At 58.3% G+C, this 24,262-nt stretch carries 20 protein-coding genes and 1 pseudogene; 10 read left to right on the top strand and 11 right to left on the bottom strand.

Going from position 1 to position 24,262, the window contains the following annotated elements; translation table 11 throughout:
• Window positions 1-24 precede the first annotated feature (24 nt).
• Window positions 25-636: a histidine phosphatase family protein gene (locus M2367_RS01910; protein ID WP_259235608.1), complete on the top strand. Its 612-nt coding sequence runs from the start codon at window positions 25-27 to the stop codon at window positions 634-636.
• A gap of 107 nt (window positions 637-743) precedes the next feature.
• On the opposite strand, the gene M2367_RS01905 is transcribed toward M2367_RS01910, so the two are convergent.
• On the bottom strand, window positions 744-965 hold the full coding sequence (locus M2367_RS01905; RefSeq protein WP_042040646.1) for a hypothetical protein: 222 nt from the start codon (window positions 963-965) through the stop codon (window positions 744-746).
• Between the two features lie 489 nt (window positions 966-1,454).
• Here M2367_RS01905 and M2367_RS01900 point away from each other — a divergent pair, with 489 nt between their 5' ends.
• The gene (locus M2367_RS01900) at window positions 1,455-2,525 is read left to right on the top strand and encodes a DUF262 domain-containing protein (protein WP_259235607.1); all 1,071 of its coding nucleotides are present in this window, start codon (window positions 1,455-1,457) and stop codon (window positions 2,523-2,525) included.
• A 1-nt stretch (window position 2,526) separates the two neighbouring features.
• A complete protein-coding gene (locus tag M2367_RS01895; protein ID WP_259235606.1) occupies window positions 2,527-3,171 on the top strand; it encodes an MAE_28990/MAE_18760 family HEPN-like nuclease in 645 nt (214 codons plus the stop codon).
• A 27-nt stretch (window positions 3,172-3,198) separates the two neighbouring features.
• On the opposite strand, the pseudogene M2367_RS01890 reads toward M2367_RS01895, so the two are convergent.
• The 5 genes and pseudogenes from M2367_RS01890 to M2367_RS01870 form a co-directional block, all read right to left on the bottom strand.
• A pseudogene (locus M2367_RS01890) lies at window positions 3,199-3,394 on the bottom strand (hypothetical protein); the annotation flags it as partial.
• A gap of 90 nt (window positions 3,395-3,484) precedes the next feature.
• On the bottom strand, window positions 3,485-5,842 hold the full coding sequence (locus M2367_RS01885) for a YgiQ family radical SAM protein (protein ID WP_259235605.1): 2,358 nt from the start codon (window positions 5,840-5,842) through the stop codon (window positions 3,485-3,487).
• A gap of 111 nt (window positions 5,843-5,953) precedes the next feature.
• Window positions 5,954-6,331 carry a hypothetical protein gene (locus M2367_RS01880; RefSeq protein ID WP_259235604.1) on the bottom strand — a complete coding sequence of 126 codons (378 nt, stop codon included), beginning with the start codon at window positions 6,329-6,331 and terminating at the stop codon, window positions 5,954-5,956.
• 86 nt (window positions 6,332-6,417) lie between these two features.
• Window positions 6,418-9,513 (bottom strand): efflux RND transporter permease subunit, encoded by a 3,096-nt coding sequence (locus tag M2367_RS01875; RefSeq protein ID WP_259235603.1) that lies wholly within the window; start codon window positions 9,511-9,513, stop codon window positions 6,418-6,420.
• Window positions 9,513-10,562, bottom strand: a complete 1,050-nt coding sequence (locus M2367_RS01870; RefSeq protein WP_042040654.1) for an efflux RND transporter periplasmic adaptor subunit — start codon at window positions 10,560-10,562, stop codon at window positions 9,513-9,515. The genes M2367_RS01875 and M2367_RS01870 overlap by 1 nt, the downstream gene beginning before the upstream one ends.
• A gap of 190 nt (window positions 10,563-10,752) precedes the next feature.
• Between M2367_RS01870 and rssA the strand changes: the two genes are divergently transcribed.
• Window positions 10,753-11,655 (top strand): patatin-like phospholipase RssA, encoded by a 903-nt coding sequence (gene rssA, locus M2367_RS01865; RefSeq protein ID WP_259235602.1) that lies wholly within the window; start codon window positions 10,753-10,755, stop codon window positions 11,653-11,655.
• A gap of 63 nt (window positions 11,656-11,718) precedes the next feature.
• Here rssA and M2367_RS01860 read toward each other — a convergent pair whose 3' ends face one another.
• Window positions 11,719-13,074: a sodium-dependent transporter gene (locus tag M2367_RS01860; RefSeq protein ID WP_404972837.1), complete on the bottom strand. Its 1,356-nt coding sequence runs from the start codon at window positions 13,072-13,074 to the stop codon at window positions 11,719-11,721.
• Between the two features lie 180 nt (window positions 13,075-13,254).
• Window positions 13,255-13,521 (bottom strand): DNA-binding transcriptional regulator, encoded by a 267-nt coding sequence (locus M2367_RS01855; RefSeq protein ID WP_042040657.1) that lies wholly within the window; start codon window positions 13,519-13,521, stop codon window positions 13,255-13,257.
• A gap of 256 nt (window positions 13,522-13,777) precedes the next feature.
• On the opposite strand from M2367_RS01855, the gene M2367_RS01850 reads away from it, so the two are divergent.
• The 4 genes from M2367_RS01850 (at window position 13,778) to M2367_RS01835 (ending at window position 18,479) form a co-directional block, all read left to right on the top strand.
• Window positions 13,778-14,374, top strand: a complete 597-nt coding sequence (locus tag M2367_RS01850; RefSeq protein ID WP_259235600.1) for a hypothetical protein — start codon at window positions 13,778-13,780, stop codon at window positions 14,372-14,374.
• Window positions 14,375-14,667: 293 nt separating this feature from the next.
• Complete coding sequence (ompA, locus tag M2367_RS01845; protein WP_042040659.1) at window positions 14,668-15,696, top strand: porin OmpA; 1,029 nt, start codon at window positions 14,668-14,670, stop codon at window positions 15,694-15,696.
• Window positions 15,697-16,093: 397 nt separating this feature from the next.
• Entirely contained in the window at window positions 16,094-17,122 is a 1,029-nt protein-coding gene (locus M2367_RS01840) for an OmpA family protein (RefSeq protein WP_259235599.1), read from the top strand.
• Between the two features lie 274 nt (window positions 17,123-17,396).
• Window positions 17,397-18,479 (top strand): OmpA family protein, encoded by a 1,083-nt coding sequence (locus M2367_RS01835; protein WP_259235598.1) that lies wholly within the window; start codon window positions 17,397-17,399, stop codon window positions 18,477-18,479.
• Window positions 18,480-18,550: 71 nt separating this feature from the next.
• Here the strand turns inward: M2367_RS01835 and M2367_RS01830 are convergent, their stop codons facing one another.
• Both M2367_RS01830 and M2367_RS01825 read right to left on the bottom strand, forming a co-directional pair.
• Window positions 18,551-20,245 (bottom strand): NAD-dependent malic enzyme, encoded by a 1,695-nt coding sequence (locus M2367_RS01830; RefSeq protein ID WP_259235597.1) that lies wholly within the window; start codon window positions 20,243-20,245, stop codon window positions 18,551-18,553.
• A 64-nt stretch (window positions 20,246-20,309) separates the two neighbouring features.
• Window positions 20,310-21,128 (bottom strand): AraC family transcriptional regulator, encoded by an 819-nt coding sequence (locus M2367_RS01825; RefSeq protein ID WP_259235836.1) that lies wholly within the window; start codon window positions 21,126-21,128, stop codon window positions 20,310-20,312.
• A gap of 179 nt (window positions 21,129-21,307) precedes the next feature.
• Between M2367_RS01825 and M2367_RS01820 the strand changes: the two genes are divergently transcribed.
• Window positions 21,308-22,687 (top strand): MATE family efflux transporter, encoded by a 1,380-nt coding sequence (locus M2367_RS01820; RefSeq protein ID WP_259235596.1) that lies wholly within the window; start codon window positions 21,308-21,310, stop codon window positions 22,685-22,687.
• 124 nt (window positions 22,688-22,811) lie between these two features.
• Complete coding sequence (locus M2367_RS01815) at window positions 22,812-23,060, top strand: DUF2498 family protein (protein ID WP_042040666.1); 249 nt, start codon at window positions 22,812-22,814, stop codon at window positions 23,058-23,060.
• Window positions 23,061-23,123: 63 nt separating this feature from the next.
• Here M2367_RS01815 and M2367_RS01810 read toward each other — a convergent pair whose 3' ends face one another.
• On the bottom strand, window positions 23,124-24,242 hold the full coding sequence (locus M2367_RS01810; protein ID WP_259235595.1) for a diguanylate cyclase: 1,119 nt from the start codon (window positions 24,240-24,242) through the stop codon (window positions 23,124-23,126).
• Between the last annotated feature and the right edge of the window lie 20 nt (window positions 24,243-24,262).

The raw sequence follows: 24,262 nt of genomic DNA, 5'->3' as shown, positions 1-24,262 counted from the left end.
CCCTTTTTCCAAGCCCCGACCAAGATGACGCCGACTCTCTATCTGCTGCGCCACGGCCAGACCCGCTTCAATGCCCAGCAACGACTGCAGGGCCACTGCAACTCCCCCCTCACCCCCTTGGGGGAACAACAAGCCCGCGCCATGGGGGCCACCCTTCGCCAGCAGCTGGACGACCCCGCATCCTGGACCCTCTATGCCAGCCCGCTGGGACGGGCCATGCAAACCGCCCGCCTCGTCTGCGACGAGCTGGGCCTTGGCCATGGGCAGATCCGGGTCGATGAGCGGCTCAAGGAGCTGGGCCTGGGGGAGTGGGAGGAGCGTCGCCTCGACGAGATCCGCCCCCTCTGTTTTGCCCTGGAAAGCGGCGAGCCGGACTGGTACCTGCAAGCGCCAAAGGGCGAGGGGTTGGCCAGCCTGCAGGCGCGCTGCCACGACTGGCTCCATGACCAGAGTCTGGGTTCCCGGCGCATCGCCGTCGCCCACGGGCTGTCGGGCATCATGCTGCGTGGCCTCTATGCGGGATTGAGCCACGAAGCGCTCTGGCAGCAGGCGCTGCCGCAAGATGCCATGTTCCGCCTGCAAGGGGGAGAGATCGCCCGCATCCCCTGCCAGGCGGCGCTACTGCCCCAGATTTAACGACACAAAGCGGCACGACTTTAACGAAACTAAGCGGCGCTGCGTTAACGAAACAAACGGCGCAAGCGTCAACATGACAGCGGGCCAAGAGGCCCGCTGTCAGGATGTCAATTTTTGGACTTGCCCCGCTCATCGACCAGTCTGCCCAGACGGGCACCCAATTCCGAGCAGATCACGGCGCTGGCGATGGCAAACACCATCTGGACAGGATCAAACCCCTCCCTCTTCTCAAACAGCAGCGGGGCCAGCAGATTGAAGGCGATGATCCCCAGCAGCAGCCCGGTGCCACTGCCTATCTTCTCAAGCTTGGATTTGACTCTGACCGTCATCTGACTACTCCTGTGCAGGGGACAAGTGCCCGCCCTGATGCTTTATCGGGGGTGGCCATCATGCCTCCCCCTATCAATGGAACCTGGCCGCACAAGATAGCAAAGCCGCCCCCGCCTGACTGCTTTTATCGCCTCTGCCGCCACGCTTTGATGACAGGGCTCAAAAAACGAGAATTCTCTGATGATGGCCTCACTTTTGCTGCTCGCTTGAGAGGCTTCGTTTGGCTTACCATAACCATCCAGAACCTGTTAACTGCGATGGGTGTCTGCCCTCGCTGGTCAATGATGCATATTGGAAGCTGTAATCCACGTGCGGTAGCGTGGTGGTGGTGTTACGCCTCACATAGAAAGGTAGGTGTCCCAGATTTCCCTGTTAAATTAAGAAAAAAATTTTATTGGGTTAAGGAAAATACTTAATTTAGAAAATACGACTGCTAATAATATGTTTATAGAAACTATCACTGCAGTTAATAATCAAAGAGGTAAAGTATGGATATAGAAACTCAAATTAACAAGTTAAAAAAAGAAGTCGCTTATGATACAAGGGACTTCACAATTGAACTAATAGTTAGTAAATACAAAAGTGGTTTTGAGGACGATACAAATGAAATTTATGTCCCTGAATACCAACGTGATTTCGTATGGGATGAAAATAGACAATCAAAAATGATTGAATCTATTATGCTTGGATTACCTGTACCATCAATTTTTATTGCTGAGGGTAGCAACGGTAGATTTGAGATTGTGGATGGTTCTCAAAGAATTAGGACATTAAGTGCTTTTATCCATGACGAACTTGAGCTAAGTGGTTTGAAAAAAATAACGTCTCTTAATGGCCATGTTTTTTCTTCACTCGAAATTTCCCGGCAGAGAAAGTTCAAAAATACAGCCATGAGTATAATAGTTCTTGCTGAAACAGCATCAGAGGAGATGAAAAATGATCTTTTTGAAAGGATTAACAAAGGTGCTGACCTTTTAAGAAACATGGAGACGAGAAAGGGAATCTATCATGGCCCATTCACAGACTTCATTTACAAGGAATGTTCTTTAAATAAAAAATTCAGGGAAATGATAATCTTGTCTAAAGCTGTTAAAAATAGACAAGAATATGAGGAATTAATTGTCCGCTTTTTTGCTATGACTGATAACTATCCAAAATACACGAATTTTTCTCGAAGTGTCACAAGAGCTTTGGATGAATACATGCAAAGTGAAAATGAAAGATTCACCAAGGACGTTGAGAGTAATAAAAGAGTTGCTTTTAATAGGATGGTGGATTTTGTCTCTGATAATTTCATGTTTGGTTTTTCGAAAGCAGAGGGAATGGATACATCAAGGATCCTTTTTGAAGCTATTTCCGTAGGTGTTCATCTTGCATTAGAGAAAAAACCAGACCTCAAACTGACTGAAAAAATAGATGTTAGATTCTGGACATCTAAAAGGGAGTTTTCGAAAGTTATAGCAGGGGAGTATAAAACCCATGCTACCGCTACTCTAAAATCACGTATTGACTTTGTTTGTAATTCCTTGCTTAGGCTGTCAGATAAACAGAGAGCGTGATATGAATGTCATCAAAAGTGATTTTAATGACAGGTGCGAAACTATAAATCACTTGTTTCAGCACATTGAAGATATGACTTTGAAACCAAGGTCAGTAAATACTGTCCTTATATTGAAGTCCAGCCTTTTTGTTGCGATTTATAATAATATAGAAGCGACATTTTATGCTTTATTTGAAAAAGTTCACAAAGAGGTTAATTTAGTTGATTATCATATTCTGTCTCAGAAAATGAAAAAAATATTTATTGAGTATCACTTTAGCAAAATTGGGAATGTTAATCCTCAGGCCTTAAAAATGCTACAGGATTGCGAACTTAAGTTTCCTCAATTAGAGGATTACCTAAATAAGAAAAAGCTCTTTTCGGGAAATATTGACATTCGAAAAGCCAAGGATATATTTTCAACATATGGGATGTCATTCTTTGAGTTTCCTCAAGACGTAGCTGACTCTATCTTAACAGTTAAGAATAAGAGAAACAGTATTGCTCATGGTGAGGTGACTCTTTTAGGTGCAAGTTCTGGATTTAATAATGTAAAAATAAAGGAGTTGGTTGATAATAGCATAATTGTTCTTTCGAAACTGATAGATATTGTGACCGTTTATATAGATAAGAAGAAGTATCTTGCTGTTTCACCGCAAAAATAGTTAACTGATTGTATAGACTGTACAGATCTAGTTATCACCTGACACCGGCCTCAAACCGGTGTCTTGTTTACTATATTTTAGAGCGCACTTCTTCGGTATCAATTTCAAACCCTTTTTGGACATGCTGTAGGGGGTCTGTCCTTCCATCACCCTACCTTGAGGTGTTGTAGTGCTGCAGGTAGCTGTCTAGGTCTGTCTGCATCTGCTCCACCGACTCATAACATGAGTTGTTATGGTAAACTGATATATGTCAAGAAATAAAAAGGCGACCATCTGGTCGCCTTTTTTCTATCACTTTCCTATCAGGGAAATATCACCGAGCCGGTCGCTTGGCTGCATTTCCTTTAGCCGCAGGCTTGCCGCCCTGAGCGGCGGGTTTGGCAGAGCCCGCGCGGGTCGGGGCCTTGCCATTATGAGCAGGTTTACCCTGCCCCGCTGGTTTGCCCTGACCTGTACCTTGCGCCGCGGGCTTGCCATTGCCCGCCTTGCCGCCATTTCTGCTGGCCGCCGGGGCATTACCTGCACCAGCCTCGCTGCGGGCGGCCTTGTTACCCGCCCCATTGCCCCGCTGATGGGTGATGGCGCTGTGGCGGGTCAGGGCCGGTTTCAGCCCCTTGTTGAGACTGCGCTCGGCTTTGACCTCGCCGCGTCCTTCCGGCGGCACCAGGCAGCTAGGGCCGTTGCCTATCAGGTGGCCCTTGCCCATCTCCAGCAGGGCTTCGCGGATCATGGGCCAGCCGGCCGGATCGTGATAGCGCAGCAGCGCCTTGTGCAGGCGACGACGACGCTCGCCCTTGACCACGAACACGTCCTCACTCTGGCGGCTGATCTTGCCGAGGGGGTTTTTCTCGGTGTAATACATGGTGGTCGCGTTGGCGAGCGGCGACGGGTAGAAGTTCTGCACCTGATCGAGCTTGAAGCGGTTCTCCTTGATCCAGAGCGCCATGTTCACCATGTCTTCATCCGTGGTGCCCGGGTGGGCCGAGATGAAGTAGGGGATCAGGTACTGCTCCTTGCCAGCCTCTTTCGAGTACTTGTCGAACAGCTCCTTGAACTGGTAGTAGCTGCCCATGCCCGGCTTCATCATCTTGGAGAGCGGCCCCTCCTCGGTGTGCTCGGGGGCAATCTTCAGGTAGCCACCGACGTGATGTTTAGCCAGCTCGCGGATGTAGCGCGGATCTTCCACGGCGATGTCGTAACGCACCCCGGAGGCGATCAGTATCTTCTTGATCCCCTTGATGTCGCGCGCCTTGCGGTAGAGATCGATGGTCGGGGTGTGGTCGGTGTCCATGTGCGGGCAGATGGTCGGCCAGACGCAGGAGGCGCGCCGGCAGGTCTGCTCGGCCTTGGCACTCTTGCAACGCAACTTGTACATGTTGGCGGTGGGGCCGCCAAGATCCGAGATGACGCCGGTGAAGCCCGGCACCTTGTCGCGGATATCGATGATTTCTTTCAAGATCGACTCTTCCGAGCGGCTCTGGATGATGCGCCCCTCGTGCTCGGTGATGGAGCAGAAGGAGCAGCCACCGAAGCAGCCGCGCATGATGTTGACCGAGGTCTTGATCATCTCGTAGGCCGGGATCTTCTCTTTGCCATAGGCCGGGTGCGGCACCCGCTGATAAGGCAGGCCAAACACCCCATCCATCTCGTCGGTTTCCAGCGGGAAGGCGGGCGGGTTGACCCAGATGATGCGATCGCCGTGGGATTGGGCGAGCGCCCGGGCGCAGCCGGGGTTGGTCTCGTGGTGCAGGATGCGCGACGCGTGGGCGTAGAGCACCTTGTCTTCCTTTACTCGCTCGAAGGCCGGCAGCTTGACGTAGGTCTTCTCCCAGGGCTTCTGCTTGGGAGGCTGCACCAGCACGGGCTTGGCCTCCTGCTCCATGGGGGCCGTGCCCTCGTCATCGCTGCAGGGCGCCCCTTCCATATAGGGATTCATGATGGGATCGATGCGACCGATGCGGTCCAGCTTGCTGGAATCCACCCCGCGCCACTCGGGCAGCGGCTCCTTGCGGATCACGGCGGTGCCGCGAATGTCCTGCATGGTGGCGATGGTCTCTCCCGCCGCCAGGCGATGGGCCACTTCGATAAGCGGCCGCTCGGCGTTGCCATAGATGAGGATGTCAGCCTTGGCGTCCAGCAGTATGGAGCGGCGTATGGTCTCGGACCAGTAGTCATAGTGGGCGATACGGCGCAGGGAAGCCTCGATGCCGCCGATGACCACGGGGACCTCCTTGAAGGCCTCCTTGCAGCGCTGGGTATAGACCAGAGTTGCCCGATCCGGCCGCTTGCCACCCACATCCCCCGGGGTGTAAGCATCATCGTGACGCAGCTTCTTGTCGGAGGTGTAGCGGTTGATCATCGAGTCCATGTTGCCCGCCGTCACCCCGAAGAAGATGTTCGGCTTGCCCAGGCGCATGAAGTCTTCTTTCGATGACCAGTCCGGCTGGGCGATGATGCCAACCCGAAAGCCCTGGGATTCGAGCATGCGGCCGATGACCGCCATGCCGAAGCTGGGGTGATCCACATAGGCATCCCCCGTGACCAGGATGATGTCGCAACTGTCCCAGCCGAGTTTATCCATCTCCGCCCGGGACATGGGCAGGAAGGGGGCGGTGCCGTAGCACTCTGCCCAGTAACGGGGATAGGAAAACAAGTTGGTAACCGGCTGCATTTTGAACACCTGGAACAATTCGGGTCGCGCATTATACCGGCAGAGCCCAGCGGGGGCGATGGCTTTTTATCCCTGTTAAGGCAAGGGATAAGGCCATCACGGAGGATGGCCTTAGAGGGGACGCAAGGCAGGGGCGCGTCGGCGCCAGAATCTGTGCTGATGGCGCAGCCAGAGCTGATAACCGCCGAGCAGCAACCAGAACAGCGCAGGCAGCAGGAACAGGGGGTGGGTCGCCTCGCGCAGCATCAGCAACCCCAGCAGGATCATGACGAAGGGGCGGCTCTCGTAGAGCCAGAGCGGCCACGCTTGCTTGCGCCTGCCATTGCTGCGTGGCTGGCTGAGTTGATACCAGACCAGACCGCCAATGAGATAGACGGACAGGCCGGCAAGCAGCAGCCTCCCCGGTTCGCTCACCCCTACTAGCAGGAGTCCGCAACACAGGCAGAGCAGAGGCGCTGCTTCACGACGTGACAAGATCAAGATGGGCATCTCCGGTAGACCATGAACTCAATATAGTCAACGGCTAACGGTGTTGCGTCATCGGGTTCCCGGCTCGCACCATATGGTGGGCCTCGTCATACTCGGGGCGCGGTGCCGATGGCCTCGTCCACTTGCAGACTGCGCTGACCCGTCATGCCGGCCCGCTTGGCGAGCAGGTGATAACAGGCTGGGATCAGCAGCAGAGTCACCAGGGTCGCCAAGGAGAGTCCGAAGAAGACCACAGTCCCCACCGTCATCCGGCTCTCATAGCCGGCCCCCATGGAGAGCATCAGCGGCACGGCCCCCATCACGGCGGTGAGCGAGGTCATCAGAATAGGCCGCAACCGGCGCACGGCCCCGGCAATGATGGCCGCCTCGAAGGCTTCACCACGCTGGCGCAGCTGGTTGATGAACTCCACGATCAGGATGCCGTTCTTGGTCACCATGCCGATCAGCATGATCAGGCCAATCTGGCTGTAGATGTTCATCTCCTGCCCCGTCAGCCAGAGGCCGAGCAGGCCGCCGAAGATGCCGAGCGGCACCGTCATCATCACCACGGCCGGGGTGATCAGGCTCTCGAACTGGGCCACCAGCACCAGATAGACCACCAGCAGCGCCAGACCGAACACCAGCGCCATCTCTCCCTGGTTATCGCGATAATCTTTCGAGTCTCCGGCGTAATCTACCGTCATGCCCGCTGGCAGATTGTCGTTGGCCCAGCCATCGAGCATATCCAGGGCCTCGCCCAGGGTGTGGCCCGGCGCCAGGTCAGCAGTCAGGGTCACCGCCTTCTGGCGCTGATAGTGGTTGAGCCGGTTTGGACTGGCCACCTGCTTGAAACTGGCCAGGGTCGAGAGGCTCACCATCTCGCCGGTGGCGGCCTTGAGATAGATGCGGCTGAGATCCGAGGCGCCATTGAGCTTGGTCTGGTCGGCGCGCAGATAGACGTCATACTCCTCGCCCCTGTCCACATAGGTGGTCTTGGTACTGCCGCCGAGCAGGGTCTGCAGGCTGTTGGCCACCGTCGACACCGGGATCCCCAGCTCGCTGGCCCTGTCGCGGTCTATGGTCACCCGCAGCTCGGGGGTCTTCTCGGCGTAATCGAGATCCGGGTTGGTCATCAGGCCGCTCTGCTGAGCCAGCGCCTTGAGCTGATTGCCCACCTGGTTGAGCTCGCCAAAATCCCCCCCCTGCAACACGAACTGCACCGGGGCGGTCGAGCCGCGCCTGAAACCGGGCTGGAAGGGTCTGATGGTCACATCCGGGATATCGGAGAGCAGGGTCGCCAGCTCCTTGGTGAAGGCGGTGGCATTCTGGTCACGCTTGGCCCAATCGGTGAGCTGAATGATGGTCATGCCGGTCTGATCCCCTCCCCGCCCGAAGGCCGGGGTGCTGAAACTCATGGCCTGCACCACCCCCTGGCCAAGCAGGGGCATGATGGCGGCTTCGACCTGTTGCATATTGCGTTTCATCCGCTCGATGCTGGTGCCCTCTGCCCCCTTGACGAACACATAGACCACCCCTCTGTCTTCGGTCGGGGTCAGGTTGGCGGGCAGCAGCTTGATGAGACCGACACTGCCGACCAGACAGAGCAGCAACATCAGCAGCGCCCAGCCGGAGCGGGGCAACAGCCAGCCGAGCAGGCGGCGATAGTGCTCTTCAACCTTGCCCAAACTGCGATCCAGGGCCGCGGTCAGCGGGTTGGAGGTCTCCTTGGCCCGCATCAGCCAGGAGCCCATGGCGGGGGTCAGGGTCAGGGCGACCAGGGAGGAGCAGATCACCGCCAGGGAGAGCAAAATGGCAAACTCGGTAAAGAGCCTGCCCACCATGCCATCCATGAAGGCGATGGGCACAAACACCATCACCAGCACGGCGGTGGTGGCTACCACGGCAAAGCCCACCTCGCGGGTACCGTGCCAGGCCGCCAATAACGGCGGCTCGCCCCGTTGCAGATGGTGGTGAATGTTCTCCACCACCACGATGGCGTCATCCACCACCAGGCCGATGGCGAGGATGAGCGCCAACAACGTGATGAGATTGATGGAGAAACCGAGATACCAGGCGCCGATAAAGGCGGAGACGAGCGACACGGGCACAGTGATGGCCGGGATCAGCGTCGTGCGCCCCTGCCCCAGGAAGAGATAGAGCACGGCCACCACCAGCACGGCGCTGATGGCGAGGGTGTGGTAGACCTCGTCGATGGACTGCTTGATGAAGATGGTGGAGTCATAATCGACCTCCAGGCTGGCCCCTTCCGGCAAGAAGCGCTGCATCTGGGTCATCTTCTGGGAGATACCCTCGGCCACCGCCAGCGGGTTGGCCGTGGACTGGGGGATGATGCCTATCCCCAGGCTCTCCTTGCCATTGCGCTGGTAGGCGCTGTCTTCGTTCTTGGCCCCCACGTCCACGTCGGCAATATCGGCAAGATAGACCGGCTGACCATTGGCGGCCGTGGTGATCTGCAGACGACGAAAATCGGCGGCCGTGTTGTAGAGCCGCTCTATCTGCACCGCCACCGTCATGCTGTTGTTGCGGATCTCGCCGCCGGGCAGCTCTATGTTCTCCCGGGTCAGGGCGTCCTCAACGTCAGTGACGCTGATGCCGCGCGCGGCCATGTCCACCGGGCGCAGTCGCACATACATGACCCGCTCCAGATCTCCCGACAGCATCACCTCGCTCACCCCGTCCACCAGACTCAGGGGATCCACCAACACCCGGTTGGCATAATCCGTCATGGCGGTTCTGTCCATCTGGCTGCTGCTGAAGTTGAGCCAGATGGCGACATCGCCATTGCCGCTGTCCTTGGTGATCAGGGGTTCATCCACATCATCGGGCAGCTTGGTGCGCGCGCGGGAGATGGCATCGCGCACATCCGATACCCCCTCGACCATGTTCCAGCCGAGCTTGAACTCCACCGTGATGCTGGAGCGCCCCTTGCGGGTCGAGGAGTTGATGTTCTCTATGCCGCTGATCCCCGAGAGCTGGTCCTCGATGGGCTTGGTGACCTGAGTCTCCATCACCTCGGGGGCCGCCCCCTCATAGGTCGTGGTGATGGAGACCGACGGCGTCTGCACATCGGGCATCTCGCGCACCGTCAATTTGCTGAACGCGACCAGGCCAAATACCGTGAGCAGGGCACTGATCACCACCGCCACCAAGGGGCGGCGTACTGATATATCGGAGAGCCACATCAGCCGTTCACCTTCGCCAAGTCCTTGACCAGCAAGCCATCCCGCAGGTTGACCAGCCCCTCCACCACGATGCGGTCCCCCGCCTTGAGCCCCTCAGTCACCCAGACTTGCTCCCCTTGGGTTTCACCCAGGATCACCGGCAGGCGCTTGACCCGGCCATCGGCCTCGAGGCGATAGACGAAGCGCTGCTCACCGAGATACTCCACCGACTGGGCCGGGATCAGCGTCATCTGCTGGGCGGGCAACGCCAGGGAGACACTGAGCAGCATGCCGGGGCGCAGCTGACCGGTGTCGTTGGGGAAAATGACCCTGGCCTTGATGTTCTGGCTACTGTCGGAAACCCGGCTATCGACCGTCTCCAGGGTGCCGCGGAACCCTTGATCCGGCCAGGCGGAGCTGGTCGCGGTGACCGTCATGCCGGGGCGCAGCAAGGAGAGATAACGCTCGGGTACGGCCAAATCCAGACGCAGCTTGGCAAGCTCGTCCAGGTGCAGCAGGCTGTCGCCATTGCTGACCAGGGCCCCTTCGCTGAGATCAATCAGGCTGACGGTGCCATTAAAGGGCGCGCGCAGCTCACGCAGGCTCAGCTCATAGCGAGCCGCCGCCAACCTGGCCTGGGCCATGGCGACGGTGGCCTCCTGGCCCTCGAGTTCGGAGCTGGTCACGGCGCCACGGGCCACCAGACGCTTCATGTCGCGCAGCTTGCGCTCCTCGTCGCGAACACTCGCCCCCTGCTCGGCCAGTTCGGCCTGCTGTTTGCCGATATCGAGCTGGATCAACAGATCCCCGGCCTTCACCTGCTGACCAGAATGGACCGCGATGCGGACGATGCGCCCCGTCACTTCCGGGCTCACCACCACGGCGCGGTTGGCGACCAGCTTGCCGACCAGCTTGAGCATGGGTTCGGTCAGGGTCTGACTGACGGTCTGGGTTCGAATATTGACAGGGTGAGGCGCGCCCTTGGCAACAGGCGCGCCAGAGCGGTAATACCAAGCCCCGATAACCAGCAGGGTGAGCACCGTGAGAAACAGCCAGCTACGCATTTTCATTGATGGATCCAGCAAACAAGGGTATGAATTTCACAATAGAGGGCCATTCTAGCCCCAGTTCTTGCCGTGACTATGTATAAGTGTGACAAAAGGTAACAGGCGCAGCACAAGCATTAACCGCCCCGCCTCCCGAATGCACCTCTTGCCCGGTCCCTCATGCGGCAATTCACCATCATCAAGGAGTAACACAGTGGCACGAAGACCCAGACTGGGACTCGCCCTTGGCAGCGGCGCCGCCAAAGGCTGGTCGCACATAGGTATAATACGGGGCCTGGAGCGGCTTGGGGTCAAACCCGATCTGGTGGCCGGTTGTTCCATTGGCAGCTTCGTCGGTGCCGCCTACGCGGCAGGTGCCCTCGACAACCTGGAGGAGTGGGTGCGTGGCTTTACCCGGTTGCAGGTGGTCAGCATGCTGGATCCCGCCCTCTCTGGCGGCCTGTTTCGCGGCGAGAAGGTGTTTGGCATCGCCGGTGGCCACCTGGGGGAGCCCAACATAGAAGACCTGCCCATGCCATTTTCCTGCATCGCCACTGAACTCGATACCGGCCGCGAGATCTGGCTCAAAGAGGGACCCTTGCGCCAGTGTGTACGCGCCTCCTGTGGCATGCCAGGCCTGTTGACGCCAACCTTGCTCAATGAGCAGTGGCTGGTCGATGGCGCCGTGGTCAATCCCGTGCCCATCTCGCTGGCCCGCGCCATGGGGGCCGAGGTGGTGATCGCCGTCAACCTCAACACCGATCTGCACCAGCCCTGGAGTCATGAGCCGGATGAGGTGGTCGAACCCCAGAGCGGACTGTTCGGTCAGTGGTTCAACCGGGGTGGCAACGGCAACCCGACGCCGCCCGGCATGTGGAATGTGATGAGCAGCACCCTCAATATCATGCAGGAGCGGATCACCCGGGCGCGCATGGCGGGGGATCCGCCGGAGATCCAGCTCTGCCCCCGCCTTGGCAATCTCTCCATCATGGATTTTCACCGGGCAGGGGAAGCCATTGAGGAAGGCGAGGCCTGCGTCGAGCGTAACGCCCATCAGCTCAAAGAGGAGCTGACCCGGCTCGGCCTGCTCGCTAGCGCCCCCGAGCCCTCGCTCTAAGCCCGCATCCCCGCTAAATAAAAAGAGCGCCCCGAGGCGCTCTTTTTACGGCGGCCTCCCGGCCTAGAAGAGCCCCAATCCTTTGAGCATGACGATCAGGATCAAGAGGGGCGACACATAACGCACCACGAAAAACAGGGGTTTGAGGATCCTTAAGTGCAGGGTCCCGCCATTGGTCAGCGCCTCCTTCATCCGCTCGAATCCCCATACCCAGCCCACGAACAGGCAGAGCAGAATGCCACCGAGCGGCATCAACACATTGGAGGAGATAAAGTCGAACAGATCGAAGAAGCTCTTGCCCGCTACCGTCACCCCGGCCAGGGTGCTGTTGGAGAGCGCACAGCTCGACCCAATCAAGGCCAGGAGCAGCAGATTGATGAGGGTGGCTCTGGGGCGGCTCAGGCCAAATCGCTCCGACAACACGGAGACCGGCACCTCCAGGATGGAGAGCATGGCCCCGGTGGCCGCGATGGCACTGAGTACGAAGAAGAGCACCATGAATACCTGACCAAAGGGGATGCTGGCAAACACCGCAGGGATGGTAATGAACAGCAGAGCGGGGCCTGCACTTGGCTCAAATCCAAAGGCAAATACCGCCGGGAAGATGGCTATCCCCGCCAGCATGGAGACGAAGAGATCGGCGCACATCACTCGACATGCTGTCGCCGGTATGTGCTGATCGTCCCGAAAATAGCTGCCGTAAGTGATCATGCAGCCCATGCCAATGGATAGCTTGAAAAACGCCAAGCCCATGGCGGTGAGCACCACCCCGGCACTTAATTTGGAAAAGTCCGGTGAAAACAAGAAAATCAATCCCTCCCTCGCCCCGGGCAGCGTCAGGCTGCGAGCCCCTATCACCAGCAGCAGGATGAATAGCAGCGGCATCAACTTCTTGGTCACCGCCTCTATGCCCCTTGAGACCCCCATCAGCAATATGCTCCCCATCAGCGCCAATACCAGCCACTGCCAGAGCAGGCTCTGCAGCGGATCCTTGATGAGTGCATTGAAGGCGGCCCCCGTCACGGCAGGATCCGTAGAGAGGATGGTGCCGCCAATCCCCTTGAAGATATAGGCAAACACCCAGGCCGCGACCTCGGAGTAAAAAGACATGATAAGGAAGGCGGCCCCCACCCCCATCAGGGCAACCAGCCACCAGGCCTGTCCCTTGGGTGCCAGCTTGATCAGGGTGCTGACCGCATCGGCTTTTCCTCTGCGGCCCAGCATCATCTCGGTGATCATCACCGGCAAACCGACCAGCAAGGTGGCAATCAGGTAGACCAGCAGGAAACTGGCCCCACCATTTTCCCCCGTCAGGTAGGGAAATTTCCAGATATTGCCAAGGCCGACCGCCGAACCCAGCGTCGCGGCCAGCACGCCAAACTTGCTGGTAAAGCCATCTCGAACCTGAGTGCTTGTCATGCTCATCTCTCACCCTGATGTTGTATTACTGGAATTCTAGGGGGAAATCAGGGGATGGCGATCCTGCGACAAACTGCGCGAATGGGGCGACAGGGAGAGAGAAGTTGCAGCGTGCTGGCGGGGAAAAAAGATAAAAAAATGCCGCCCTTGGGCGGCATTTTCATGGGCGCAATCTCAGGCTCAGCCTTTGGCGAGATCGTCCGGACCTATCTGACCAATCTCGGCGACTTTCTTGTCGGCGAGCAGCCAGAGAGTGAACTTGTGCAGTTCCGGGTGATGGGCCAGGGCAACCAGGAAGGCGCCACCGACTTCACGGTAGCCGAGTTCGTAGTTTTTCAGGGTGGTGGGGGGAACACCCAGCAGATCGGCAAACTTGGGACGGCTCAGGCCGACGGCTTCGCGGATCTGGCGGATCTTCTTGCCAACAGTGTCAATGTTTGAATTCATAATGGTTCCATACTCCGTATGGCGGATTGACTCCGCCTTATTTTTCGCGACGACTCGTAGTCAAGTGTATCAGTTTTGAACGGACTCGTTATGGTCGAGCCTCTATCTTATAAACGCCTTTTGGCGACAACCCTTAAAAACCTCGGGGATGGTAATCGCTCAATCGCTCAAGGTAAACAGTCTCGAAGAGAAACCTTTATGGAGGCCCGTTGAATCCTCCGTATAATCGATTGACCCTCTATAACGAGTAACAAAAATGGCGTTTCCTGGAATAATATCCCGTCTGCATCCGAGCCCCGTCCCGCAGGATCTCGCCCTGCAACTGCAACAAGGCCAGCATTATCGAGCGGAAGCCTTCTTATTACCTGAAGCCATGATGGCGCTGGCCACCGAGATACTCCCGGCCCTGCCTGAGCGCATCAGCCTCTATCTGGCCCAGGAGCAAGCCGGGTTGGCACTGCGTGGCCATGACGGCGCCTTGCAAGATGATGGCACTCTCACCCTCCATAATGGACAGCATATTCAACTGGCCCAGGAGCCCGGGCAAGGTCAGCTGGTCCCCGAATCGGGTCTGCGGGAGATGGGCCTCTGGCTCGAAGCCGGTCATCGCCACTTCATCTGCCCCGCCGCCGTGCAACCTGTCGCGCGCGCCATCCTCAATATCTGGCCTCTCGATCCCTATCTGGCCAAACATTTTTTACTCAGTTTCACTCCCCTGCTCGATTCGGCTACCGAACAAGATTTGCTCGCCGTGCTGGTGGCACGCCAGGACATCGCTATCCCGCGACCAGACTGGGTTGAGGTCTATATGAAGCTTGAAAAGCGGTTGCATAGGACCTACTTAGACCACTGAACAACAATGCTGAACCCCAGCTTGCGGCAGCGACACAAATTGGCTCAGGTCTCTTTTGTGAACTTGATCATGGTTTGAAATGGGAATACAGTGCGCATCGTCATCGGATTGACACCCTTTTTTGGTGGGTGAAAAGTGTGCAAACACAGACCCCCTCTTCATGGATGAGAGAGATCCCGGTTAACACGGGATCCCTGTCAGACTCCTTGCCATCGTTGGCAGAGCCTGCAGCTTACATAAATCAAAAAGTGCGAAGCACGTGATCAACGTGCCATCTCAACGAGGATATATTTATGATGAAAATGGCCCCTTCCCTGATTGCCATCGCCATGGCTACTCTGGGTGCTACTGCTGCTAACGCCGCTGACGATATCTACTTCGGTGCCGGTGTTGGTGCTGCTCACTTCAACGGTCTGAACAACGTCAACGGTGTTGACGATGGCACCGAAGATGCAGCCGCTGCTAACGCTTTCGTTGGTTACAACTTCACCGAGAACTTCGGTACCGAACTGGGCTACCAGTACGCTGGCCGTGGTAACACCGAAGGCTCCCGTTACGAGAACCAGGGTGCCACCCTGTCTGGTATCGCTCGTCTGCCGGTTGCCAAGGACCTGTCCATCTTCGCTGAAGGCGGCGCCTACTGGGCTCACACCGACGGTCTGGAAACTGGCGATACTCGCGTTTCCCCGCTGGCTGGCCTGGGTCTGACCTACAAGCTGAACGACGCCCTGGATCTGCAGGCTCGTTATCGCTACATGTGGAATGTCTCTGACCTGTCCACTGCTGCCTACAACACCTCTGATGACAACTACAAGTCCAACCAGAGCGTTGCGACTATGGAAGTGGTTTACCACCCGTTCCGTACTTCCTACGTTGAGCCGGTTGCCGCTCCTGTCGTTGAAGAAGCTCCTGCTCCGGTCGTCGTTGAGAAGAACTTCACCATGAGCTCCGACGTGCTGTTTGCCTTCGGCAAATCCACTCTGAAGCCTGAAGGTGTTGATGCACTGAACGGTCTGTACCAGCAAATCATCGACGCTCAGCCGAAAGACGGTAGCGCCGTAGTTGTTGGTTACTCCGACCGCATCGGTTCCGACGCTTTCAACCAGAAGCTGTCCGAAGCTCGTGCTCGTACCGTAGCTGACTTCCTGGTCGGTAAAGGCATGGCCGCTGGTAAAGTGTCCATCGAAGGTCAAGGCGAAGCCAACCCGGTCACTGGCAACCAGTGTGACGGTATCAAAGCTAAAGCTGACCTGATCACTTGCCTGGCCCCGGACCGTCGTGTTGAAGTCCGCGTTGCTGGCGTGCAAGAAGTTCAGCAGTAATCTCTCCGAGATTCTGACTGCAAGAAGGGGATGCATCGCATCCCCTTTCGTTTATCTGACACCCTGACGACAACCCCTGTCCGACCCCTCCCCCGCATTTATCTCCTCAGCCAGCCTGCTCCCCTCAAAATGCTGCATATTCGTTCAGTAACTTGATCAACGTGAGCCAAAAGAATACAGTTATCACGCTTGTAAGGTATTGGATGAATTATTAAAAGCGCCTCTACCGGTTAGTTGTCCACGGAAGCCGTTACGGCCGTGAGTAGCCAAGAGTCCTTCATATTCATTCATACTGCCCGTGCTACAGCACGGAGATATGCCATCCGGGTTCCCGGATGCGTTGCATATGACTAAGAGTGCTCGCCCATGACGCGGCAAACTCAACGAGGATATAACGATGAAAATGAAAGTGGCACCGACCCTGATTGCCCTGGCCCTTGCGGCCGCAGGCAGCACCGCAGCCCAGGCTGCTGATAACGACTGGTACACCGGTATCGCCGCCGGCTGGGCCTATACCCACGACCTGGAAGACTTTGGCAAGAATGCCGATGTGGACAAGGACGCCACCGCACTGAGTCTGTTCGGTGGTTATAACTTCACCGAAAACTTCGGTGCCGAAGCTGGCTACCTCTACGCCGGTAAAGCGGGCATCAATGGCGTGGATTTCTCCACTCAGGGCGCAACCCTGTCCGGGATCGGCCGCCTGCCTTTGGGCGACATCTTCTCCGTATTCGCTGAAGGTGGTGCCTACGTGTTCCACGCTAAAGGCAACAACGACGGCGACAACGGCATAGCCCCGCTGGCGGGTGTTGGCCTGACGGCCAAGCTGTCTGATCTGATCGACGTGCAAGCTCGCTACCGCTACATGTGGGACGTGGGTGACGAGAACAAGACTGGCAACAACATGATCTGGGAGACCGACATGAGTGTGGCCACGCTGGAACTGGTTCTGCACCCGAATCGCACCTCCTATGTGGCCCCGGTCGCCGCGCCAGTGGTGGCCGAGCCCGAGCCGGTCATCGTCGAGAAGAACTTCGCCATGAGCTCTGACGTGCTGTTTGCCTTCGGCAAATCCAGCCTCAAGCCGGAAGGGGTCGATGCCCTGAACGGTCTGTATCAGCAGATCGTCGACGTTCAGCCGAAAGATGGCAGCGCCGTGGTCGTCGGTTACACCGACCGTATCGGTTCCGACGCCTCTAACCAGAAACTGTCAGAAGCCCGTGCCCGCACCGTGGCCGACTTCCTGGTTGGCAAGGGTCTCCCCGCTGGCAAGGTTGCCATCGAAGGGCAAGGCGAAGCCAACCCAGTGACTGGCAATCAGTGCGACGGCATCCACGCCAAGGCTCAGCTGATCGCCTGCCTGGCACCGGATCGCCGCGTCGAAGTGCGTGTGACCGGCGTACAGGAAGTGCAGCAGCAACAGTAATGATGACAGTGTGAAGCCCTGCTAGCAGGCTAAATACCGTTGATGAAAAGAGGAGGCCATGGCCTCCTCTTTTCGTTTATATTTAGCATTCAATTGAAACCACTCATGCCGTGTATGACCCAACCGCACTTTAGGGTTTGCCACCTCCGCTTTCTTGGGATCCCGCTCACAGCCCAGACACTCTAAGTCTGTGTTCAGCCAAGCAAAATCATGGACGATGGCTATAACTAGATGGTGCGTAACAACTCTTGCACAACAAAAAAGAGGATAAGCGATGAAACCAAGCCTGTTATCTGCACTGATTGCCGTGGCATTCGCATCAGCTGCAAGCCTCCCAGCTCAGGCCAATGACTGGTATCTCGGTGGCGGTGGCGGTGTCGCCATTGGTCATGATCTGGACGATCTTGGCGATGACGTCGACAAAAATGACACCGCCTGGAGCCTGTTCGCCGGCTACAACTTTACCGAAAACTTTGGCGCCGAGCTGGGTTACCTCAACACGGGTGACTGGAGCGTCGATGATGAACAGTTCAGCAGCCAGGGTGCGACCCTGTCAGCCATAGGTCGCCTGCCCCTTGGGGATATCTTCTCTCTCTTTGCCGAGGGGGGGGCCTATATCTATCAGGTTGATACCATCAATGGCTCGGACAATGACTATGCCCCTCTGCTGGGACTGGGCATGGGGGCTCAGTTGACCGACTGGCTCGACCTTCAGGCCCGCTACCGCTATATGTTCCGGGTCGGTGATGACCCCGACAATGGCAAGCTGGGCAGCGGCACGGATCGCTGGGTCACCGACGTGAGCGTCGCGACCCTGGAGCTGGTATTTCATCCGAATCGCCATGCCTATGTGGCGCCGGTAGCCGCTCCCATGGTCGCCGCCGTCGCCCCCGTCATGGTCGACAAGAGCTTCTCCCTGAGCTCCGATGTCTTGTTCGAGTTCAACAAGTCAGCCCTCAGGGCCGAAGGCAGCAGTGCACTGGAAGATCTTTACCAGCAGATAGTGGCGGTCAATCCCAAGGATGGTCAGGTAACCGTCATGGGCTACACAGATAGGCTCGGTTCCGATGGCTACAACCAATCCCTGTCCGAAGCCCGTGCCCAGACGGTGGCCGATACCCTGATAGGGCTGGGTCTACCCGCGGACAAGGTCTCCATCCAGGGTCTGGGTGAGAGCAATCCGGTGACCGGCAGCCAGTGTGATGGCATCAGTCCCAAGTCTGAACTGATCAACTGCCTGGCACCGGATCGCCGGGTAGAGGTCAAGGTCACTGGCACTCAGACCGAGCAAACGCCCCAGCCCGTGGACGCTCAGCCCGCCACTGAGCCCATGGATAGCGAGCCCGCCAAGGCCTGACAACCCTCACCTCCGTTGTGCAAATAAAAAAGGGATGCCGCGGCATCCCTTCTTTATTTCAGCCTCTTTCGTTAGAAGGAGGTACGGCGATAACGTCGATACAGAGGGCGCCAGAAGTTAGCCTCGATGGCCTTGTCGATCACCTCGTCCGGGGTCTGCACCGCCTTGCCTTGCAGCATGGCGGTCTTGGCGACCATCTTGGCGATGTAACGGGACACCTTGTGGATATCTGCCAGATCCGGCAACAGTGAACCATCCTCGCCTTTTACCATGGGAGAGCACTCCGCCAGGGCACGGCTGGCCGACATCAGCATGGCATCCGTCACCCGCTTGGCTCCCGACGCAATCACCCCAAGGCCTATCCCCGGGAAGATGAAGGAGTTGTTGCACTGGGCGATGACATAACGCTTGCCCTTGTACTCGACCGGAGCAAAGGGGCTGCCGGTGGCCACCAGCGCCTGGCCGTCGGTCCAGCGAATGAGATCCGCCGGGGTCGCTTCCACCCGGGAGGTGGGGTTGGAGAGCGGGAAGATGATGGGGCGAGCACAGTGTTTGTGCATGGTCTTGACCACCTCTTCGGTGAAGAGGCCGGGCTGGCCAGATACCCCGATCAGGATATCCGGGCGACCGTGCTCCATCACCTCCAGCAAGGAGATGTTGTCTCCCACCGGCCACTCTTTGATCTGCTCTACCGGCTGGGAGAGGCGACGCTGGAAGTCGAGCTGGTTGGGGATCTTGTCGGTGATGAGGCCGAATCTGTCCACCATGAATACCCGGCCACGGGCCTGCGCATCGCTCAGGCCTTCGGCCTTCATCTGCGCCACTATCTGCTCGGCGATGCCGCACCCGGCACTGCCGGCACCGAGGAAGGCGACCCGCTTCTCGGAGAGCTTGGCCCCCGAGGCCTTGCAGGCGGCGATCAGGCTGCCCAGGGTCACGGCGGCCGTGCCTTGGATATCATCGTTGAAGCAGCACAGCTCATCCTTGTAGCGGTTGAGCAGCGGCATGGCATTGCTCTGGGCAAAGTCTTCGAACTGGAGCAGGATGTCGGGCCAGCGGCGTTTGACCGCCTGAATGAAGGCGTCGACGAAGTCGTAATACTCCTCCCCCGAGATGCGCGGATGACGCCAGCCCATGTAGAAGGGATCGTTGAGCAGTTGCTGGTTGTTGGTACCCACATCCAGCACCACCGGCAGGGTATAGGCCGGGGAGATGCCGCCACAGGCGGTATAGAGAGAGAGCTTGCCGATGGGGATCCCCATGCCGCCTATGCCCTGATCCCCCAGACCCAGGATGCGCTCGCCATCGGTCACGACGATGACCTTGACGTTTTGCTTGGTGGCGTTTTGCAGCATGTCATCGATCCTGTCCTTGTCGGAGTAGGAGATGAAGAGGCCACGGGCGCGGCGATAGATGTTGGAGAACTCTTCACATGCCTTGCCCACAGTCGGGGTATAGATGATCGGCATGATCTCGGTCAGGTGATCCCGAATGAGACGGTAGAACAAGGTCTCGTTGGTATCCTGGATATTGCGCAGGTAGATATGCTTGTCCATGTCGTTGCCAAAGGCCATGAACTGGCGATAGGCACGTTCCACCTGCTCTTCGATGGTTTCGATGTTCTGGGGCAGCAGACCTTCCAGGTTGAAGTTGCTGCGCTCTTCACTGGTGAAGGCGCTGCCCTTGTTAAGCAGTGGCGTCTCTAATAGAGCGGGGCCGGCGTAGGGAATGTAGAGAGGACGTTTCTGATTATTATCTTCAAACATGGTTGGGTACCTTGACGATGTGGCCCCTGGATCCTATGGGCTTAGGCCAACAATTTCAAAGGATTTAGCCATCGGTGTGCGTCTGGGCAACCCCGGTCGCCACGGGTCTGCGACCGAGCCGGCGAAACTCACCTGGGGTCTGACCAGTCGCACGGCGAAAACGGTTCGCAAAGTTGGCGCCATCGCTGTAACCGACCCGACCGGCCAGCTCGCCGAGCGGCCAATCGGTATAGAGCAGCAACTGGCGCGCTTTCTCCATGCGCAGCCCCGTCAACCAGGTCATGGGGCCCATACCAAACGCCTGCTGGCAGAGCCGGTGCAAGTGCGGCGCCGAGCAGGCCATCAGACTGGCCAGCCGGGGGACTGTCCAGGGCTCATCGAGCCGCCCCTCCACCAGACGCTGCAAACCTTGCAACCGGTCAAGGGGCGTGCCCCTCGCCTCGCCGCGCAACACCCGGGCCAACAGCGTCAGCAGCAAAGAGAGCAGTTGGGGCTGCAGGGCAGAACGGCTGCCCTCTGTGTGCATCAGCTGCAATAGATGATGCAGCGACTCCTCCTCGCGACTGACCCAGCAACGATGGCCAAGCCGGTGCAGATGCTGCCAGCGCGGCACGTCATCGAGCAGGATCCAGCTGGTGTGCCAGCTTTCCCCCGCCAGCCGCAGACCACCTGGCAGGGCGGCCGGTAGAAAGACCAAGGCCCCGGCCGGGATGGGCGTCTCCCCCTGCCCGGTCAGCAACATGCCACCCTCGCTGTGGCTGAGCAGCAAGATATGAAAAGCGGGCCTGTTGCGCTGGATAAGGTAATGGTCGCGCAGCACCGACAGACCGGTCAGAAAGACCCCCGCCTCGCCGAGCAAGGGCAGTCCCTCCCGCCCCAGCATCCGCTCCTCACAACTCTGCGCTATCTCCAGACACTCCCTCTCGAACACCCGGCCTCCTGTTAATCGGTAATAGATAGTTTTGAACAAGAAAGACGATAGCCATTCACAGCGGGCACACCTGGCCTCGCGCTTATGATATCGGCTATCAACCTCAAGTTTCCATGACCCGGTTAACAGCAATGAACTATTGGCAAGCGATTTTCAAACAAACCACCGACAAGGAGTTCATGGGCAAACTGTGGCGACTGGCCCTGCCAGTCTCCCTGCAATCCATGATGTTCTCCCTGCTGGGTCTCATCGACATCATGATGGTGAGCCAGCTGGGGGCGACTGAGGTTGCCGCCGTCGGCTTGGGAAACCGGGTCTTCTTCTTCAATCTGCTGGTGGTCGCCGGTCTTTCTGGCGGCGTCTCTGTGCTGGCGGCGCAATACTATGGCCGCAACGACCTGAGCGGAGTGCGCCGTGCCTTGGCCCTGGCTCTGCTCAGCGCCCTGCTGGTGAGCCTGCCCTTCGCCCTGCTCTATACCTTTGCCCCGGGCAGCGTGCTTGGCTTTGCCAGTCAGGATCCCGTGCTGCGCCCCCTGGCGGATCAATACCTGATGATCACCGGCGCCACCATTCTCTGCACCGCACTGGTGGTGCCGCTGGAGGCGGCGCTGCGCTCGGTGGGCAATGCCGCTGCCGCCACCCATATCGGCATCATCGCCATCCTTGCCAACGTGCTGCTCAACTACGCCCTCATCTTCGGCCACTTCGGCTTCGACGCCATGGGGGTTGAAGGCTCGGCCTGGGGAACCACGCTGTCGCGCCTGCTGCAAACGGCCCTGCTCATCGGCTATGTGATGCACAAGGAGGCTCGCCTGCTGCCACGCCGCCCCGACTGGTTGCTGGCCCTCTCGGGCAAAGAGGTGCGCCGCTTCGTGCTGATCGCCCTGCCACTGCTGCTGCACGATGGCCTCTGGGCCTTCGGCATGCTGCTCTATGGCTTCCTCTATGCCCACCTCGGTGTCGATTCCCTGGCCATCATGACCACCCTGGGTGCGCTGGAGGGGATCCTCATCTCCCTCTTCTTCGGACTGGCGGTGGCTTGCGCCACTCTGCTCGGCCACCGACTCGGTGCCGAGGAGTATGAGGCCGCCTGGCAGCAATCCCAGCTGCTGCTGGTATTGGCGCCATTGGGGGCCTTGCTGGTCGGTCTCTTCGTCTGGTTCATGCAAGCCCCCCTGCTGCTCTGGATTGGCAATCTGCCCGCCGAGCTGCTGCCCCAGGCCGGTCAGGTGCTGGGCATTCTCTGCCTCGGCATGCTGCTCAAGGTGTTCAACATGGTGGGGATTGTCGGGGTGCTGCGATCCGGGGGCGACGTGAAGTACAGCATCGTCATCGACATCGTCGGCATGTGGTGCATCGGGCTGCCACTGGCCTGGCTGGCGGTCAGCTGGCTCGGCTGGCCTCTCTCCTGGGTGGTGGCCGTGGTGCTGCTCGAGGAGTTGAGCAAGGTGCTGATGGTCCATCGCCGGGTACAGCGCCGCCGCTGGCTGCGCAACCTGGTGGCGGCTTGAATCAGCGCCGGTGAGTGCACCTCTGTTTGCAGCAAATCAAAGTTCGAGCAAGGCCCGGGGTGTATGCTGTGCTCATCTTGTTTGTGGGGGGCCTTGATGCCACCCCCGGGTTAGGAGAGAAACGATGCACACACAAAAAGAGACCCTGAGTCAGGAGGCCCTGCTCACCCTGGCCAACGAGCTTATCCGCAACCATGACGAGTTTATCCACGGCATGCACGCCGACGCCGTGACGCAGCGAGGGGATGTGCTGGTGTTCAAGGGGGAGTATTTCCTGAGCGACGACGGCACCCCGACCCCCAAGACGATGGCGGTGTTCAACATGTTCAAATACCTGGCCCACCAGCTATCGGGCAAATACCAGCTGGGTTGATACGAACAACGGGATGCCAGGGGCATCCCGTTTTGCTGATGGCAAAGAGGCAGCCAGCCGCGCTCAAGCGACGCTGCGATCTGGCGAGCCCCGCTCCCCCACCACACAGTTGCGGCCCGCCACCTTGGCCTGATAGAGCCGCTCGTCGGCCCGATTGAGCAGACTCTCTGCCGATTCGGCGGACTGCATCAGGGCCACTCCGATGCTGACGGTCACCTCGAGCAGCTCATCGCTGGTCGGGCTCTTGATGAGGCGCGCCTCGACCGCCAGGCGCAGCCGCTCGGCAACCCCCGATGCCTGCTCCCCACTGCCGCAATCGGGCAGCAGGACGGCAAACTCTTCCCCCCCATAACGCCCCAGCACCATGCCCGTCTCGAGCTGCTCGGCCAGGCAGGCCGCCACCTCCTTGAGCACGGCATCCCCCGCCAGGTGGCCGTAGTGGTCATTGATGCGCTTGAAGCGATCGAGATCGAGCAGCAGCAGGGCGAAGGGTTTTTGCTGGTAAAGGAAGCGGGCTCGGGATTGCGCCAACTGCTTCATCAACAGCCGCCGGTTCATCATGCCGGTCAGCTCATCCCTGGTGGATTCGCGATAGAGCTGCAGCAGCATGTTGAGCTGGCCGCACTGCACCCAGGCACTCGCCAGGGCGAACAGGGTAAGCAGCCAGAGCTGATCCAGGGTGGCGGCGCTCCACAGGGGTTGGCCAAGCAGCAACCAGTTGCCCCCCAGCATGGCGATCATGATGCAGGCCGCCAGCTGCAGACTGAGCGAGAGAGGGACCGGAAAGATGGCGAACAGGCTGATCAACAGATAGGGGAAGGCCCAGTAGCCCGCCTGCAGCTCTTGCCCGGCGTCGAAGCTGGCCAGACAGAACAGCGAGAAGATCATCATCACCGTCATCAGGTAGCCGAGCGCCAGCTTCATGCGCTCCCGGCGAAAGTGAATGAGATAGGAGAGCGGGATCAGGGGCGAGAGTGCCAACAGGCAGAAAGCACGCGCCTTGAGCAGCTGGCTGAACTGCTCCTGACTCAGGGTCAACCAGTCGACCAGCCCCCAGGCGGGAATGCCGATCATCAACAGACAGGTTAGCAGTCGCAGCCTGACCGTCATAAATCCCATGCGGGTCAGGGTGAAATCTTCCGAATGCGCGCGAGCACTCCAGAACTCCGACAGCTTCAACATCCAGCGTCTCCAGGTCGTGA

Origin of the sequence: Aeromonas sp. BIGb0445 (assembly GCF_024809075.1) — a bacterium.
Classification (GTDB): domain Bacteria; phylum Pseudomonadota; class Gammaproteobacteria; order Enterobacterales; family Aeromonadaceae; genus Aeromonas; species Aeromonas rivuli.
The sequence above is the reverse complement of the archived record's forward strand: the minus strand, read 5'-3'. Positions and strand labels throughout refer to the sequence as shown.